The sequence below is a fragment of the Hoeflea prorocentri genome, from assembly GCF_027944115.1.
Classification (GTDB): Bacteria; Pseudomonadota; Alphaproteobacteria; order Rhizobiales; family Rhizobiaceae; genus Hoeflea_A; species Hoeflea_A prorocentri.
On sequence record NZ_JAPJZI010000001.1, the window covers coordinates 4,256,152 to 4,269,443 of the forward strand.

Genomic DNA, 13,292 nt, shown 5'->3' on the forward strand with positions numbered 1-13,292 from the left:
TTAGAATAATTCTAAAATATAATCCCTATCCTGCCAGTCAAGGACAGGCTGACGTGCCGTTGAATTCCGCGTGACGGAAAACGGCAGCCAATTCAACAGAACTTGTCGGCGTGTGTCGAAACGCATCTTGATATCGGGCGCGTCCGGCCAAATAGTATGGTTATGGCGGAGGACAATTTGAAAACGGTGTCAAAGGATACGTTTCTCGACCGGCTGGGCCATTGGGTCGCGGGGCGCTTGCGCAGCGAGACCTCCGGCTACCAGCCCTATACGCCCTCCGATCCCGAAACGCTGGAACGTACCCTGCAGCCGGGCGACATTCTGCTTGTCGAGGGCAACCAGAAGATTTCGGCGGCGATCAAATATCTGACCCAGTCGACATGGTCGCATGCGGCGCTTTACGTGGGCGATGCGTGCGGCGAGCCGAAGAAGGGATCGGAAAGGCTGCAACTGATCGAAGTGGTGATCGGCGAAGGCTGTGTCGCGGTTCCGCTGAGGAAATACGCCACCTACAACACACGGATCTGCCGGCCGGTCGGCCTGACGGGTGACGACCGCCGCGCCGTGGTCGATTTCATGGTCTCCAGCATCGGCACCAAATACGATCTGAAAAACATATTCGACATGCTGCGCTATTTCCTGCCGACACCACCGGTACCGGTCCGCTGGCGCCGCCGCATGCTGTCCTTCGGCTCTGGCGATCCGACCCGGGCGATCTGTTCCTCGCTCATCGCACAGGCCTTTCAAGGGGTCTATTATCCGATCCTGCCCGAAATCCGCCGTATGCCCGGCCACATGACCGCGCAATCGAAATATTCGAGGCGCGAAATCCTGCATATCAGGCATCATTCGCTGTTCACGCCCCGCGATTTTGACCTGTCGCCCTATTTCCGGGTGGTCAAGCCGACCCTGGAACACGGGTTCGACTACAAGGCGCTGAACTGGCACTCCCGCCAGGGCCACGGGCCGAAGACAGCCGACCGGGAGTTCGTGATCGAAAGCAGCGAAAAGGGCGACTGAATCGGGCCACATCACGCTCGTATGCACATTCGCCGCGGGCAGACGGCTTGTTGAAGCCTCGAAATGACTTTTCAGCGCCCTATGAATTGCTCTATAGGGCCTGCCATGAACGCTTCATCCCGAATTCCGCTCTCGCGAATCCGCAACTTTTCGATCGTTGCCCATATCGATCATGGCAAATCGACCGTGGCCGACCGGCTGATCCAGATGACCGGCGGCCTCGCCGAGCGCGAAATGTCCGAACAGCTCCTCGACAGTATGGATATCGAGCGCGAGCGCGGAATCACCATCAAGGCGCAGACGGTGCGGCTGCACTATGAGGCCAAGGACGGAGAGACCTATATCCTCAACCTGATCGACACGCCCGGCCATGTCGATTTTGCCTATGAGGTCTCGCGCAGCCTTTCGGCCTGCGAGGGCTCGCTGCTTGTGGTCGATGCCAGCCAGGGCGTCGAAGCGCAGACGCTCGCCAATGTCTATCAGGCGATCGACAACGATCATGAGATCGTCACCGTGCTCAACAAGATCGACCTGCCGGCGGCCGAACCGGACCGGGTCAAGCAGCAGATCGAAGAGGTGATCGGCCTTGACGCGTCCGACGCCGTCGAAATCTCGGCAAAGACCGGTTTCGGGATCGACGATGTTCTGGAGGCGATTGTTCACCGGCTGCCGCCGCCGGGCGAGGGCGATGAGAACGCACCGCTGAAAGCGCTGCTGGTGGACAGCTGGTATGACGCCTATCTCGGCGTCATCGTTCTGGTGCGGGTGATCGACGGCGTTCTGAAAAAAGGCCAGACCATTCGGATGATGGGCACGGACGCCAAATATCCGGTCGACCGAGTCGGCATCATCACGCCCAAAATGGTCAATGTGGATTCGCTCGGCCCCGGCGAGATCGGTTTTATCACCGCCTCGATCAAGGAAGTGGCCGACACGCGTGTCGGCGACACGATCACCGAGGACAAACGCCCGACGGCAGAGGCGCTTCCCGGTTTCAAACCGGCACAGCCCGTTGTTTTCTGCGGGCTTTTTCCGGTCGATGCAGCGGATTTTGAAGATCTGCGCGGCGCCATGGGCAAGTTGCGGCTCAACGATGCGAGCTTCTCCTTCGAGATGGAATCCTCAGCCGCGCTCGGCTTCGGCTTCCGTTGCGGGTTCCTTGGGCTTCTGCACCTGGAAATCATCCAGGAACGGCTGGAGCGCGAGTTCGATCTCGATCTCATCGCCACCGCGCCATCCGTCGTGTACGAGCTGGTCATGACGGACGGCAGCCGCCGCGAACTCCACAACCCCGCCGATATGCCCGATGTGGTCAAGGTTGCCGAGATCCACGAACCGTGGATCCGCGCAACGATCCTGACGCCGGATGAATATCTCGGCCCAATCCTGAAACTGTGCCAGGACCGGCGCGGCATCCAGGTCGAGATGACCTATGTCGGCACGCGCGCCATGCTCTCCTACGATCTGCCGCTCAACGAGGTCGTGTTCGATTTCTACGACCGGCTGAAATCGATCTCCCGCGGCTATGCCTCGTTCGACTACCAGATCACCGAGCTCAAGCCGGGCAATCTCGTCAAGATGCAGATTCTCGTCAATGGCGAGCCCGTCGATGCGCTGTCGATGATGGTGCACCGGGACGCGGCGGAAAAACGCGGCCGCGACATGTGCGAGAAGCTCAAGGACCTGATCCCGCGCCACATGTTCAAGATTCCAGTCCAGGCCGCCATCGGAGGCACGGTGATCGCGCGCGAAACGGTCTCTGCGCTGCGCAAGGATGTGACGGCCAAATGCTATGGCGGGGACGCCTCCCGCAAACGCAAGCTTCTGGAAAAGCAGAAGGCCGGCAAAAAGCGCATGCGTCAGTTCGGCAAGGTGGATATTCCGCAGGAAGCTTTCATTGCGGCGTTGAAGATGAAGGATGATTAGGGGAATTTGTTTTCGGGTTTCCTTACGTCCTCACGGTTGAGCGCGGCTCTGCCGCTAACCTCCGGACGGGGCGGGCCACAAGGCCCGACGCGCGGTCGCGCTTGCGGTGCTCACGCACCGGGTTCTTGTTCCATGATGTCTTTGCAAGGAAAATCGTTCGAAGCTCGCAGAGCTTCGCAAGGCCGACCGGCCGCCGCCGCACATGCGGCGCGCCCGTGCAGGCCAGCCGCGTAGCGGCGGTGCGGCCGTGAGCGAAAAGAAAATTGTGCAGCGGTGCGCAGCACCGCAAACAAAGAACCCCCGCCACGGGTCTCATGGCGGGGGTCCCGGCAAAAGCGCCTTTCAGCCAGTAGCACACATGTTCCGAATATTGCCCGTAGGGAACATGTGAGAGGGGTAGCGCCAGTTACTGGCTGATCAACGCTTCGTATTCGGATACGGTGAGAACCCCGTCTCCGTCACTGTCTGCCGCGGCTACAGCGTCGGGAGACACGTCAGGCATGGCTGCCTGTGCTTCTTCCATGGTGACCACACCGTTGCCATCGGCATCGGCGGTGGCGAAATCAACCGTTTGGGCATAGGCTGCCATCGAGAAAGCGGTAAATCCCATCGCCAAAAGAAGCTGTTTCATTGGTACTCTCCTTATGTTTACAGAGCGGGTCGAATGTCTTGGGAGGTGACCCGTTCGCCCGACCCAACGCCGGACAGCTGCGAATGTGATCCGGATTTGTGGTTTCAAATGGGAAGAAAAATGACCCGTTGGGGATCATTTCAAGACAAAACTATGGGTAACTGTGATTAATATAACTTGTTGAAATATTGAGGTTATTAATCAAAGTTGACTGTGTTTCCCGGCACGTCTAAGCAGCGGATTGGAAAGTGTTATTTTACTTCGCCGGCGCGCAAAGCGGATATTTGACAAGCCATCATGCACGGCTACGATCACACCATGACCAAGCCACTCGCACCGCTGGATATCGAAGACACGTCTTCTGCGGAAAAAAGCCGCCACGTGGCGCATGTCGACACGCCCCTTGGCACGGTCGTGGTGATCGAAGAGGGCGGGAAAATTATCCGTTTGTTTTGGGACCGCGATACCGGCGCCTATCCGCAGACGGAGCGCACGGACCTGCTTGACGAGGCCGAGCGTCAGCTCAACGCCTATTTCGACGGCACGCTGAAACGCTTCGACCTGCCGCTGGCTCTGTCTTCCAGTCCGTTCGAACGCCAGGTGCAGGAAAAGATGATCGCCATTCCCTATGGCGAGACCCGCACCTATGGCGATATCGCCAGGGATCTGGAGACCTACGGCCAGCCGGTCGGCCAGGCCTGCGGCGCCAATTCGATCCCGATCATCATCCCGTGCCACCGGGTGCTTTCGGCCACCGGAATCGGCGGCTTTTCAGGCGAGGGCGGCATCGAAACCAAAATACAGCTGCTCAAGCACGAAGGCGGCTTTCCCTTCCTGCTCTAAGCCCTCCGGCGCGGCCAAATAAACCGTTGACATAAAAGGGCAGCGGCCTTACATCACGCCGGCACAGTTGCAATGCCCAGATGGCGGAATTGGTAGACGCGCCAGCTTCAGGTGCTGGTGACCGCAAGGTCGTGGAGGTTCGAGTCCTCTTCTGGGCACCAGTCTTTCTCACACATATCCGCAAATTCAAGATACGCCAGCTGCGAAGGATTTTGTCGCCATGGCTGGCCTGGTTTGTGTGACCATAACGACCCGGCATCATGCCGACGATCAGCCCGTTTTGTTATGATTGAGAGCCGGCCAGCCCTGATGTATGTCCACAATAAATTTCCATGTGTCGCATCGCAGGGTATCCGCTCTGCCTGCAACAGTCTGATTGCTTCATCCTGAAGCCACACAGCTACCATATTGGCGATTGGAACCAGCCAAATGAAAAGAGCAGACTCTATATCAGACGACTTGGCGACAATCGTGGATTTTCACCTTTCGTTGGGGCGGGACAAATGTGTGAGCTACTTACCGATAAACACTATCAATAATGTGCTGAACAAAACGACTGAGGCTATGTGTCAACAAGCTATGCGTGCAAATCTGAAGTGTATGGTGTTTGATGACGGTAGCTGTTGGGTCAAAGGCGGGGCGGTGTACTTCTATTCGGAAAGCGAGCTAAGCGGGCTCATAAGAAAACACAGAAATCTCCTGGATTCCTTGGGTTGGGAAGCCAATTGCGAAGATGTCGTAGCGAAAATCGCAGCCGAGTATTTTGAGGCTGATCACGCCGTTATGCCATTTATTGTCGAGGCTTTTGGAGACGACTTGATATTGAGATGAAGCGGAAAGGGGAAACCCATGGGCGGTAAAAAAGCCCTCAAGGAAATAGACGCAACCTGGATACCGGGAGAATCGGTTGGACCAATTGTGTTGGGAAACCCTGCTGAGTCCATTTCTTCGTTTCTGACAGTTGAACGTAAAAATTACGACTGTGGGCCCGAAGACGAGACTTTTTGCGACGTGGATGATGAATGGATGATCAGCGCGGAAAACGGGTATATTTCTACAATAGCTTGTTTCCGCAAATGCGTCTATGAGGGGGTCAATCTCGTTGGCTTACCGATAGAAGATTGTCTGGAACGACTTGGTTGTGATCGAAACAAATCTGCCGACGATTCGGTGTGGTTCGAAGACGGAGACCAAGACGTTTACGAAGTTGACTCATTGGGTGCCCAAATATGGGTGTTCAAAGGGCGCGTTGACAGCATTGCAGTCATGGAGATTTACGACGAAGACGGCGTGACGGTCATTCACCCCTTTCGGAAGAGCTAGTGTATTTTAAATTCCAAACCGGTCGCGAGTTGGCCCGTTCATCATTGTAACCGCGACCTCACGAAAATTCTTAAGCCCACTAAGCCCTGGCACCCGAGATTCTAAAAAATAATCGTTTGAGAGATGTGATTATTAGAAAACGTTTCAATGGAAAAGATAGATAAAAGCAAAATTGCAAGTTTCATAAATTTTGAAGCGGATACATCGAATAACAAATCCCTTGATGACCTATTTTATCGTGATCTTGGTTATCTAGACTACTTTGCGATGCCTATCGAGCCTGGAAAGCTACTTGGTCTACTGGAACTTGTTTCTGATAATTTTTTCGTCGGCAAAGATGTACTTATAATGATCGATTCCGTTGTGTGGCCAAGTTGGGAGGATAAAAACCTTATTGATATTTCACTTAACGGAAAGGGCATTTCCAAATTCTATTACGGATCGGATTTTCTGTATTTCGATGAAGATGAGACAACTGATGTAGTGTCTTTTGCATATATATTTTCCATGTTCCGATATGATTTCAGGATAATAGATACAGACGCTTCAGCGCACATATTTTTTTCCCATGATGATTGGTTTGTTATTCATGTGCAGGGAGATGCGGCAGAGAGGTTGGGGGCCATCTACGAATATGCGGATGTTTTAAAGAGGCCTACCGCCTGAAGCCCGATCACGTTGGCGCTGTGCTGAGGAACTATGTCCATCTTTTGCAGGTAGGTTTTATCAGACATCTACTCTTTGGGTGGGTTTTCGGACAAAAATGTAGCTATCAAAATCCGACTCTTGCCTGTGCATCGCGTTCTTGTTCCGGGCATCGAGGGTGAATATGCCGTCCGATATATTCGCAATCTATTTGACTAAGCCAATTTCAACTAAAGCAAACCCGTAGAGTGGTTTTGCATATCGTTTGTGCTTCACCGAAATGACCCCCTTAGGCGATCGCCGGTTCGGGTGTTTGGTTGTCTGTTTCCCTTTCCGGAACAGTCGCAAGCAGCCCCGGCAAAAGCGCCTCGGCAGCATAGGCGCCCGAGATCACAACGGCCTCGATGCCGGGGCCGTGGGTGGCGGCGCCGGCGAGGACGAGGTTGCGCATCGGGGTTTTGACGGGGACCGTATCATCCTGTGTGCGAACGCCATAGATCGCGCCGTGCGCCGTGTGGGTGTAGCGCTGGAAGGTGACGGGGGTGGCGTCGGCGCGGTAGACGATGCGCTCGTCGAGATCGGGGATGACCTGGCGGGCGCAGGTTACCATGTCGTCGCACAGCTTCGTCTTGCGGCCGAGATAGGCTTCGGAGCGCCGAAAGGCGGAATGGTCGAGATCATCGCCACCCTTCTCTGCGGCAAACCAGTCCTTCGCCTCGTCATTCGGGATGAGACGCAGGAGTTCGAGCGTCGAATAGCCCTCGGGCGCGCTGGTCGGATCGACGATGGACGGCATGATCATGCCGAAAGCCCCCTCCTCGCCATCAAAATGGATGATGGGCGGCAGATCAAGGTCGCCGCGCAGGCCAAGATGAACGGCGATTGCCGAACAGGCCGGACGGATCGGGCCGGTCTGAGCCTCAAGCTGTGCCGCAATCGAGCGGTCTTCAATCAACCGGTCCAGCATCAGGCGCAGATCGCCATTGCACAGGACGGCTTTGGCGCGGATGCGGCGCTCGACCCCCCGGTAATCCTTGACGACAAGGCCGGACGCCGCCCCGTTTTCCTGAACAATCCGGGTGACAGTGGTGCGCAGATGAACCGACCCGCCGAATTTTTCCACCGCGGCGGCAAGGCTTTCGCCCAAGCCGCCCGATCCGCCAACGGGATAGTAACCGCCGTGAAAATAGTAACCGAAGAGCGGCACCATGTCGGAGACAGGCGAATGTTCGGAATCGTCCGTCACATAGTCGGCGAGCATATCGATCCATTCGACCGCCTCGGGCGAGGTGACATGGCGGGCGACAAATTCGGTCCACGGACGATCCATCCAGGCAACGGCCAGCGGATGGGCATCGGCAAAGGCAAGCAGGCCGTCCGGCGTCGCCGGCGATCCGGGGATGCCGCCGCGTTCATCGACATTGGCATACATGGCCGTATAGACCTGATGGATATCCTCAAACAGAGCTCTGATACCGTCGGCCTCTTCCGGGAACATGGCTGCCAGATCATCCGCGTAAGCGCGCCAATCCCGCGAAACCGAGACCGTTTTGCCGGCGAGCGTGTAGCGGTGATCCAGCCGCTCCCAATGGCAGTCATCGGCAATGCCGAACCGTTCGAACATCGCCCGGACCGGGCCGCCCGAATGCCAGCCGGAAACATCGTGTACGCCTGAATCGAAGCGGAAAACAAGCGCCTGGCCGGTCTCAGGGTCGCGCGCCTTGCGCAGCCATGTGTGGGCAAAACCGCCCGGCACCACATGCTGCTCGAAGACCTGCACGTTTAGGCCGGCCTGGGCCAGCAGCGCCGCTGCCGTCAACCCGCCTACTCCGGCACCGATCACGGCGACATCGCAGATCTCATCCGCGTCAGCTACAGCCGGCGACGCCTTAGCGAAATCGGGTGGCGACCAGTCGTTGCGGCGGTCACCCCTGGCTGCCTGTCTCAAGGCGAAGGCGACGATGGCCTTGGGAAGAGCGATGGAGACAATTGCGCCGAATGCCGCCGGGAGCCAGTTGGCAATAGCCGGCAGACCGAGAATGACGGCAATACCCATCCAGGCGAACAGGACGGCCCAGAAGGCCGACATGATCATGTTGACGAGGAGGAAAAGCGGCGTCTGGCTGGCGCCGCCATATTCGGAGGCCGAGAACGCCGCCGTCCAGGGCTTGCGGATGGCGACACTTGCCGCGGCCCCGACGGCGAGGCACAGAAGCACAACGCCTGTCGGCGCTTCCATCAGAGGCTGCACGTTGAACAGGCGGTCGACGAGGACAAGAAACAGACCGGCGATCAGGCCGATTTCGAACACCGGCGGCATTTTCAGCCCGCGCGTCGCCAGCGACCAGACAATGGCATAGGCGAAGGCCACGCCCGCGCCGATAAGCGGTGAAAACAGCCAAGCGCCCAGAAGATAAAGGGGCAGCGACAAAAGCGCGACATTCACCAGCAGATAGGTCTTCATCTCTTGTTCCGGCGATAGGAGTGATTGCGAAAGATCATCGCGTTTACACTGTAAACTAGCGCAATGTGTTTACAATGTAAACATCATTTGCGACAATCGGTGCGGCACGACTTTGACGGGGTCCCTCTTGGCAAGCGAATTGAAATCGAAGCTGGTGGACATAGCGGCCGGCATCCTGGAAAGGGACGGCCCCGACGCCTTGTCACTGCGCGTCGTGGCGCGGTCCGCCGGTGTCTCGCATATGGCGCCCTACCGTCATTTCGAGAACAAGAACGCCCTGCTCGCCGCCGTCGCGGAAACCGGGTTTCGCGCGCTTGTCGATTCGATTGACCGGGCAGTCGCCAAGGAGGAAAGCGGCCCGCTGATATCGCGCGCGATCGGCCTTGCCTATATCGACTTTGCCCGCCGCAGGCCGGCGCTCTACCAGTTGATGTTCGGTCCGCAATTTGCAGATCACGAACACTATCCGGACCTTGCGGAGGCCGCCCTGTTGGCCCGGGACCGGTGTGTGGCGGCGGTCGGCCTTCTGGGTCCGCAGACAGGGTCCGAGGGCGCGCCGGAACTCGATCCGCTTGGCATCGCCATCTGGTCGATGGTTCATGGATTTGCCCAGTTGCTTATCGACGACTGGATCGATCTTCCCGAAAAGAGCAGCGAGCAACAACGGTTTGTCGAACAGGTTCTTGACGTTCTTGGCCGGGCCGTTCCGGCAAGCGGCGGGCAACAGACAGAGCCTGGTGCGGCGCGCCGCACGAGTCTCTAAGGACGGCTCCGGACACTATTCTGCAGGATCGTTTCAAGCGCGCTGATGTCCGGGCGATGTCCGTCTGATTGTCTGTAGAGGGACAAGGCGACGCTGTTGAGAGACGGCAACCCCTCATCCTCGGCCACGATACGTAAGGGCGGCAGCACGGCGACCTTCGGCATCACTGTGAGCGCGACACCGGCGGCAACAAATGAGCGAACACCAACGGGATCGGGACTTGTATGGGCGATGAAGCCACGGCGGCCGATCCGGTCGAGCGCCTCAAGGGCAAAGCGCCGCAGATCGCGTCCGTCGGTCAGGAAAACCAATGGTACGTCCTGCCCGAAATTGCCGTCAAAATGCTCGCCAGCCGCCCAAACCAGCGGAGAATCTTCCACAAAGACACGGCCGCTCCGCCGGCCCTGGTCCATCATGAATGCCAGATCGAGTTCACCGGCGTCAAAGCGGCCGGCAAGGGCATCGCTTCGATCACAAGAGATGTGAATCTGAACATCAGGATATGACCGGGCAAAGGCCCGCAACGCGACCGGAAGCACCGAGAGCGCAAGCGTAACAGTCGTGCCGAGACGGATCGTTGTTTGCGCGCCGGAGCTGCGCATCGTGTCCACTGCCTCGTCCGTCAGCGCCAGAATACGCCGGGCATAAGCCAGGAAAACCGTTCCTTCATCGGTCAGACGGACCCGTTTTCCGCGGCCCCGCTCGAAAAGCGTTTGGCCGACGAGTTCCTCCAGCTTGGTGATGTGGGAACTGATTGCGGACTGAACGGTGTTTCGCCGCCTGGCGGCCTCGGAGAAATTCAACGTCTCGCAAACGGCCACAAAGCTCTCTAGAGCAACAAGATCCATATATATATCTCATTTTATGATTTTATTGATAGTAATAAACTGTTTTTCTGATCTATCCAATTGTTCTATGCCTCCCGCATTCAACAGGGAGACGTGATGTGACGCTGCCAACCGAGTTTTATGTCGTAGCGGCAGTCGCGGTGCTGCTCACCGGTCTTTCCAAGAGCGGTTTCGGCGGTGGGCTGGGGATCATGGCGGTGCCGCTTATGAGCCTTTTTGTTGCGCCGCAATTCGCTGCTGCGACGATGATGCCGATCCTCCTGGCAATGGATATCATCATCGTATGGCGCTATCGGCATGACTGGTCTGCTCCCGTGGTTCGGCTGCTGCTGCCCGGCGCGATCATCGGCCTGGGGGCCGGAGCGCTGGCGTTTCACCACGTGGACGCAGCTCTGATCCGCTTTGCTGTCGGCCTGCTCGCTCTTTCCTTCGTCGCTCAATACGTTCTGTCGAGACGACGGTATGACGGAGACCGGGCTGCGCGAAACGAAACCGTGCTTGCGCTCGGCGCCGTTTCCGGCTTTGCAAGTTTCATCGCCCATGCCGGTGGACCTCCGGTCAAAGGCTTCCTGCTGCGGAAGCGGCTTGAAAAATCGGCCTTTGTCGGCACCAATACGATATTTTTCTTCTTGCTGAATGCCACCAAAGCGGTCGCATACGGCGCGCTTGGCCACTACTCCGCCGAGAGCCTCGGTCTCAGCCTGACACTCTCCCCGATCCTTGTGCTGGGTGTGCTGATCGGATTCAAACTTCACGGGCTGATCGACCAGACACGGTTCACCGCAGTGGTCTACACACTGCTCGCTGTCACCGGCTCCAAGCTGGTTTGGGACAGCGTTCCGCTTTTGCTTCAGCCGGCTACCGGATGATCGGGCGATCTATTCCGGCCTGACGGCGTCCGCGGCCGTTCTATATTTTCTCCCGACGGGGATTTTCGTACCGTTTGCAAGCATGAGCACGACCCTGCCGTTCAACCGGCAGCGGCCGGACACCGCATGGCGTGCTACCCAGTGGGAGCGGTGAATCTGGGCTCCGGGTTCGGGCATGGCCTCGGCGATCGCATCGCGAAACCGCATGGCGACGAGTGTCCTGCCACGGGTGGTCACGACCTCGACATAATGGTCCTGTGCTGCAAGGCGAACCAGCCGTCCGCGTTTTTCCGGCGGCAAACGCGATATGAGTTGCGGAGCGACTGGCGCAGCCGGCAGCGGCGTCTTCTTCGGCAGCAATGACGGCAACAGCGCGATGCCCATTGTGACAACGGCGCACTGGCCGAAGATGGTCAGCAGATCGGCAGCACCGGGTTTCGATCCAAAGGCAAAAAGAAGCGCGACAACAACACCGAAGACAGGCATGGCGGCAATGATCGCGGCGACCGGCAGGCGAAGCCGGTGAGGGCAGCCCAGCCGCTCAGCCAGGATCTCGGCGGATGTTCCGGCCACATGTCCGGCGAGGGCTGTTCCGGCAACGACCAGCAACCAGAACAGGTGCCGCTCAAACGGTGCAAACGCATCGTAACTGCCGAAAGGGCCGGACAGCCCGGCAAAAATTGCGACGAGCAACAACAATACCAGCGTTTTGGTCGATCCGAACACCGCCGCGCATTGGCGTTTGACATGCGCGGCCAGCGGGTCGTTTGCGAAGCTTTGGTGCATTTTACGAAGTCCTGCTTGGTTCGGCCCGACGAGCTGCCAGTATGGCGCTACGAGGTCAATATTAACATGCGGGAGAGATTTCCATGCGGACCGTCACCTTGGCAAACTGGCGGCGGGCAAGCCGACTGCACAGCAGCCTGTTTTTCTGGCTGTGGGCCTCGGCGGCCCTTGCCTGTTCGACCGTCGCGCTCGGGCTTCCTGACAGGCCGATCGTTGCCTACAGTTTCGACTATGCTGCCACGGGAGACGGTTTTGTCTTCGTCAATCCGGCAAACGGCGCACGGCGTTCCATTATGGACGGTCCGGCGGCAAAATGGCCGGTTCGCTACGGCAGCGTCACCTTTAATCAGATGGGCCCGGGCATGCCGGCTGCCGGAATGAACACGAAAGGGCTCATTGTTACACTGATGTGGAATGAGGATGCTGTTTTTGGGACAGAAGGCACAGTCGTCCTCAACGAATTGGAGTTCATCCAGCGGCTGCTCGACACGTCCGGTTCGGTGGACGAGGCCTTGGCGTCGCTGCCGGGTCTTCGCATTGAAGGGCTTGTCCCCATTCACTTTTTTCTCGCCGATTCCAACGGTGCCGTTGCGGCGATCACGCCGGCGTCGACCGGATTTATCATCCACCAGGATGAGACCATGCCTGTCCCGGCCCTGACGAATACCACCTATGGCGACCTGATCGCACGCCTTGCCGATTTTGCGGGGCATGGCGGGAAGAGGACCGTGTCCTCCGAACCCGGTACGGGCGACCGAGGCAGCCTTGAACGCTTTGTCATCGCTGCAAATGCGTCACTGCATGGCGACCCGATGACAATGGCGGATGCCTTTGGCGTTCTGGCAAATGTCGCCAATGACGAGACCCGTTGGCAGATTGTCTTCGATCCGAAAAGGCTGGAGATCGGTTTCAGGATTGCCGGCCGCAAACGGGCACACCGGCTTGGGCTCAACGAGATTGATTTTCGCTGCCGCGACCGTCCCTTGTCCGCCGCACTTCAGGGTCTGACAGGCGAGGGCACGGCGGCAATGCTCGTCCCGGCCGATCCGGCAGAGGTAAGCAAGGTGTCCGCCGCAGTCCTCGCATCGCTTCGCGGCGCCGGTTTCGGGCCGGATGCAGCCGCGGGCCTCACCATGGGTCTGCTCGCTTCCCTGAAATGCGAAGATTGACATGG

Annotated in this window: 13 protein-coding genes and 1 tRNA gene; 10 read left to right on the forward strand and 4 right to left on the reverse strand. The window is 57.9% G+C overall.

The window, feature by feature from the left end; all coding sequences use genetic code 11:
* Window positions 1–177 precede the first annotated feature (177 nt).
* Window positions 178–1,020 carry a C40 family peptidase gene (locus OQ273_RS20060; protein WP_267992699.1) on the forward strand — a complete coding sequence of 281 codons (843 nt, stop codon included), beginning with the start codon at window positions 178–180 and terminating at the stop codon, window positions 1,018–1,020.
* 105 nt (window positions 1,021–1,125) lie between these two features.
* Window positions 1,126–2,946: a translation elongation factor 4 gene (gene lepA, locus OQ273_RS20065; RefSeq protein ID WP_267992700.1), complete on the forward strand. Its 1,821-nt coding sequence runs from the start codon at window positions 1,126–1,128 to the stop codon at window positions 2,944–2,946.
* A 406-nt stretch (window positions 2,947–3,352) separates the two neighbouring features.
* On the opposite strand, the gene OQ273_RS20070 is transcribed toward lepA, so the two are convergent.
* Entirely contained in the window at window positions 3,353–3,577 is a 225-nt protein-coding gene (locus OQ273_RS20070; protein WP_267992701.1) for an EF-hand domain-containing protein, read from the reverse strand.
* A gap of 318 nt (window positions 3,578–3,895) precedes the next feature.
* Here OQ273_RS20070 and OQ273_RS20075 point away from each other — a divergent pair, with 318 nt between their 5' ends.
* The 5 genes from OQ273_RS20075 to OQ273_RS20095 all read left to right on the forward strand — a co-directional run bounded on the left by OQ273_RS20075 (window position 3,896) and on the right by OQ273_RS20095 (window position 6,409).
* Window positions 3,896–4,420 (forward strand): methylated-DNA--[protein]-cysteine S-methyltransferase, encoded by a 525-nt coding sequence (locus OQ273_RS20075; protein WP_267992702.1) that lies wholly within the window; start codon window positions 3,896–3,898, stop codon window positions 4,418–4,420.
* A gap of 74 nt (window positions 4,421–4,494) precedes the next feature.
* A tRNA-Leu gene (locus OQ273_RS20080) sits at window positions 4,495–4,581 on the forward strand.
* A 268-nt stretch (window positions 4,582–4,849) separates the two neighbouring features.
* Complete coding sequence (locus OQ273_RS20085) at window positions 4,850–5,251, forward strand: hypothetical protein (protein WP_267992703.1); 402 nt, start codon at window positions 4,850–4,852, stop codon at window positions 5,249–5,251.
* Between the two features lie 18 nt (window positions 5,252–5,269).
* Entirely contained in the window at window positions 5,270–5,743 is a 474-nt protein-coding gene (locus tag OQ273_RS20090; protein WP_267992704.1) for a hypothetical protein, read from the forward strand.
* Between the two features lie 147 nt (window positions 5,744–5,890).
* The gene (locus tag OQ273_RS20095; RefSeq protein ID WP_267992705.1) at window positions 5,891–6,409 is read left to right on the forward strand and encodes a hypothetical protein; all 519 of its coding nucleotides are present in this window, start codon (window positions 5,891–5,893) and stop codon (window positions 6,407–6,409) included.
* Window positions 6,410–6,677: 268 nt separating this feature from the next.
* Here the strand turns inward: OQ273_RS20095 and OQ273_RS20100 are convergent, their stop codons facing one another.
* Window positions 6,678–8,852, reverse strand: coding sequence for a phytoene desaturase family protein (locus tag OQ273_RS20100; protein ID WP_267992706.1), 2,175 nt, complete (start codon window positions 8,850–8,852; stop codon window positions 6,678–6,680).
* A 127-nt stretch (window positions 8,853–8,979) separates the two neighbouring features.
* On the opposite strand from OQ273_RS20100, the gene OQ273_RS20105 reads away from it, so the two are divergent.
* Window positions 8,980–9,615 carry a TetR/AcrR family transcriptional regulator gene (locus tag OQ273_RS20105; RefSeq protein WP_267992707.1) on the forward strand — a complete coding sequence of 212 codons (636 nt, stop codon included), beginning with the start codon at window positions 8,980–8,982 and terminating at the stop codon, window positions 9,613–9,615.
* Here the strand turns inward: OQ273_RS20105 and OQ273_RS20110 are convergent.
* Complete coding sequence (locus OQ273_RS20110) at window positions 9,612–10,463, reverse strand: LysR substrate-binding domain-containing protein (protein ID WP_267992708.1); 852 nt, start codon at window positions 10,461–10,463, stop codon at window positions 9,612–9,614. The genes OQ273_RS20105 and OQ273_RS20110 overlap by 4 nt on opposite strands.
* Window positions 10,464–10,561: 98 nt before the next feature.
* On the opposite strand from OQ273_RS20110, the gene OQ273_RS20115 reads away from it, so the two are divergent.
* The gene (locus OQ273_RS20115; RefSeq protein ID WP_267992709.1) at window positions 10,562–11,332 is read left to right on the forward strand and encodes a sulfite exporter TauE/SafE family protein; all 771 of its coding nucleotides are present in this window, start codon (window positions 10,562–10,564) and stop codon (window positions 11,330–11,332) included.
* 9 nt (window positions 11,333–11,341) lie between these two features.
* On the opposite strand, the gene OQ273_RS20120 is transcribed toward OQ273_RS20115, so the two are convergent.
* A complete protein-coding gene (locus OQ273_RS20120) occupies window positions 11,342–12,118 on the reverse strand; it encodes a LytTR family DNA-binding domain-containing protein (protein WP_267992710.1) in 777 nt (258 codons plus the stop codon).
* Between the two features lie 83 nt (window positions 12,119–12,201).
* Between OQ273_RS20120 and OQ273_RS20125 the strand changes: the two genes are divergently transcribed.
* Entirely contained in the window at window positions 12,202–13,287 is a 1,086-nt protein-coding gene (locus tag OQ273_RS20125; protein ID WP_267992711.1) for a hypothetical protein, read from the forward strand.
* Window positions 13,288–13,292: the final 5 nt, after the last annotated feature.

Excerpts from the sequence above, each read along its gene's own strand:
- OQ273_RS20095 (WP_267992705.1), top strand. The coding sequence starts at position 5,891 with ATGGAAAAGATAGATAAAAGCAAAATTGCAAGTTTCATAAATTTTGAA.
- OQ273_RS20110 (WP_267992708.1), bottom strand. The coding sequence starts at position 10,463 with ATGGATCTTGTTGCTCTAGAGAGCTTTGTGGCCGTTTGCGAGACGTTG.
- OQ273_RS20075 (WP_267992702.1), top strand. The coding sequence starts at position 3,896 with ATGACCAAGCCACTCGCACCGCTGGATATCGAAGACACGTCTTCTGCG.
- OQ273_RS20125 (WP_267992711.1), top strand. The coding sequence starts at position 12,202 with ATGCGGACCGTCACCTTGGCAAACTGGCGGCGGGCAAGCCGACTGCAC.
- OQ273_RS20090 (WP_267992704.1), top strand. The coding sequence starts at position 5,270 with ATGGGCGGTAAAAAAGCCCTCAAGGAAATAGACGCAACCTGGATACCG.
- OQ273_RS20085 (WP_267992703.1), top strand. The coding sequence starts at position 4,850 with ATGAAAAGAGCAGACTCTATATCAGACGACTTGGCGACAATCGTGGAT.
- OQ273_RS20100 (WP_267992706.1), bottom strand. The coding sequence starts at position 8,852 with ATGAAGACCTATCTGCTGGTGAATGTCGCGCTTTTGTCGCTGCCCCTT.
- lepA (WP_267992700.1), top strand. The coding sequence starts at position 1,126 with ATGAACGCTTCATCCCGAATTCCGCTCTCGCGAATCCGCAACTTTTCG.
- OQ273_RS20070 (WP_267992701.1), bottom strand. The coding sequence starts at position 3,577 with ATGAAACAGCTTCTTTTGGCGATGGGATTTACCGCTTTCTCGATGGCA.
- OQ273_RS20120 (WP_267992710.1), bottom strand. The coding sequence starts at position 12,118 with ATGCACCAAAGCTTCGCAAACGACCCGCTGGCCGCGCATGTCAAACGC.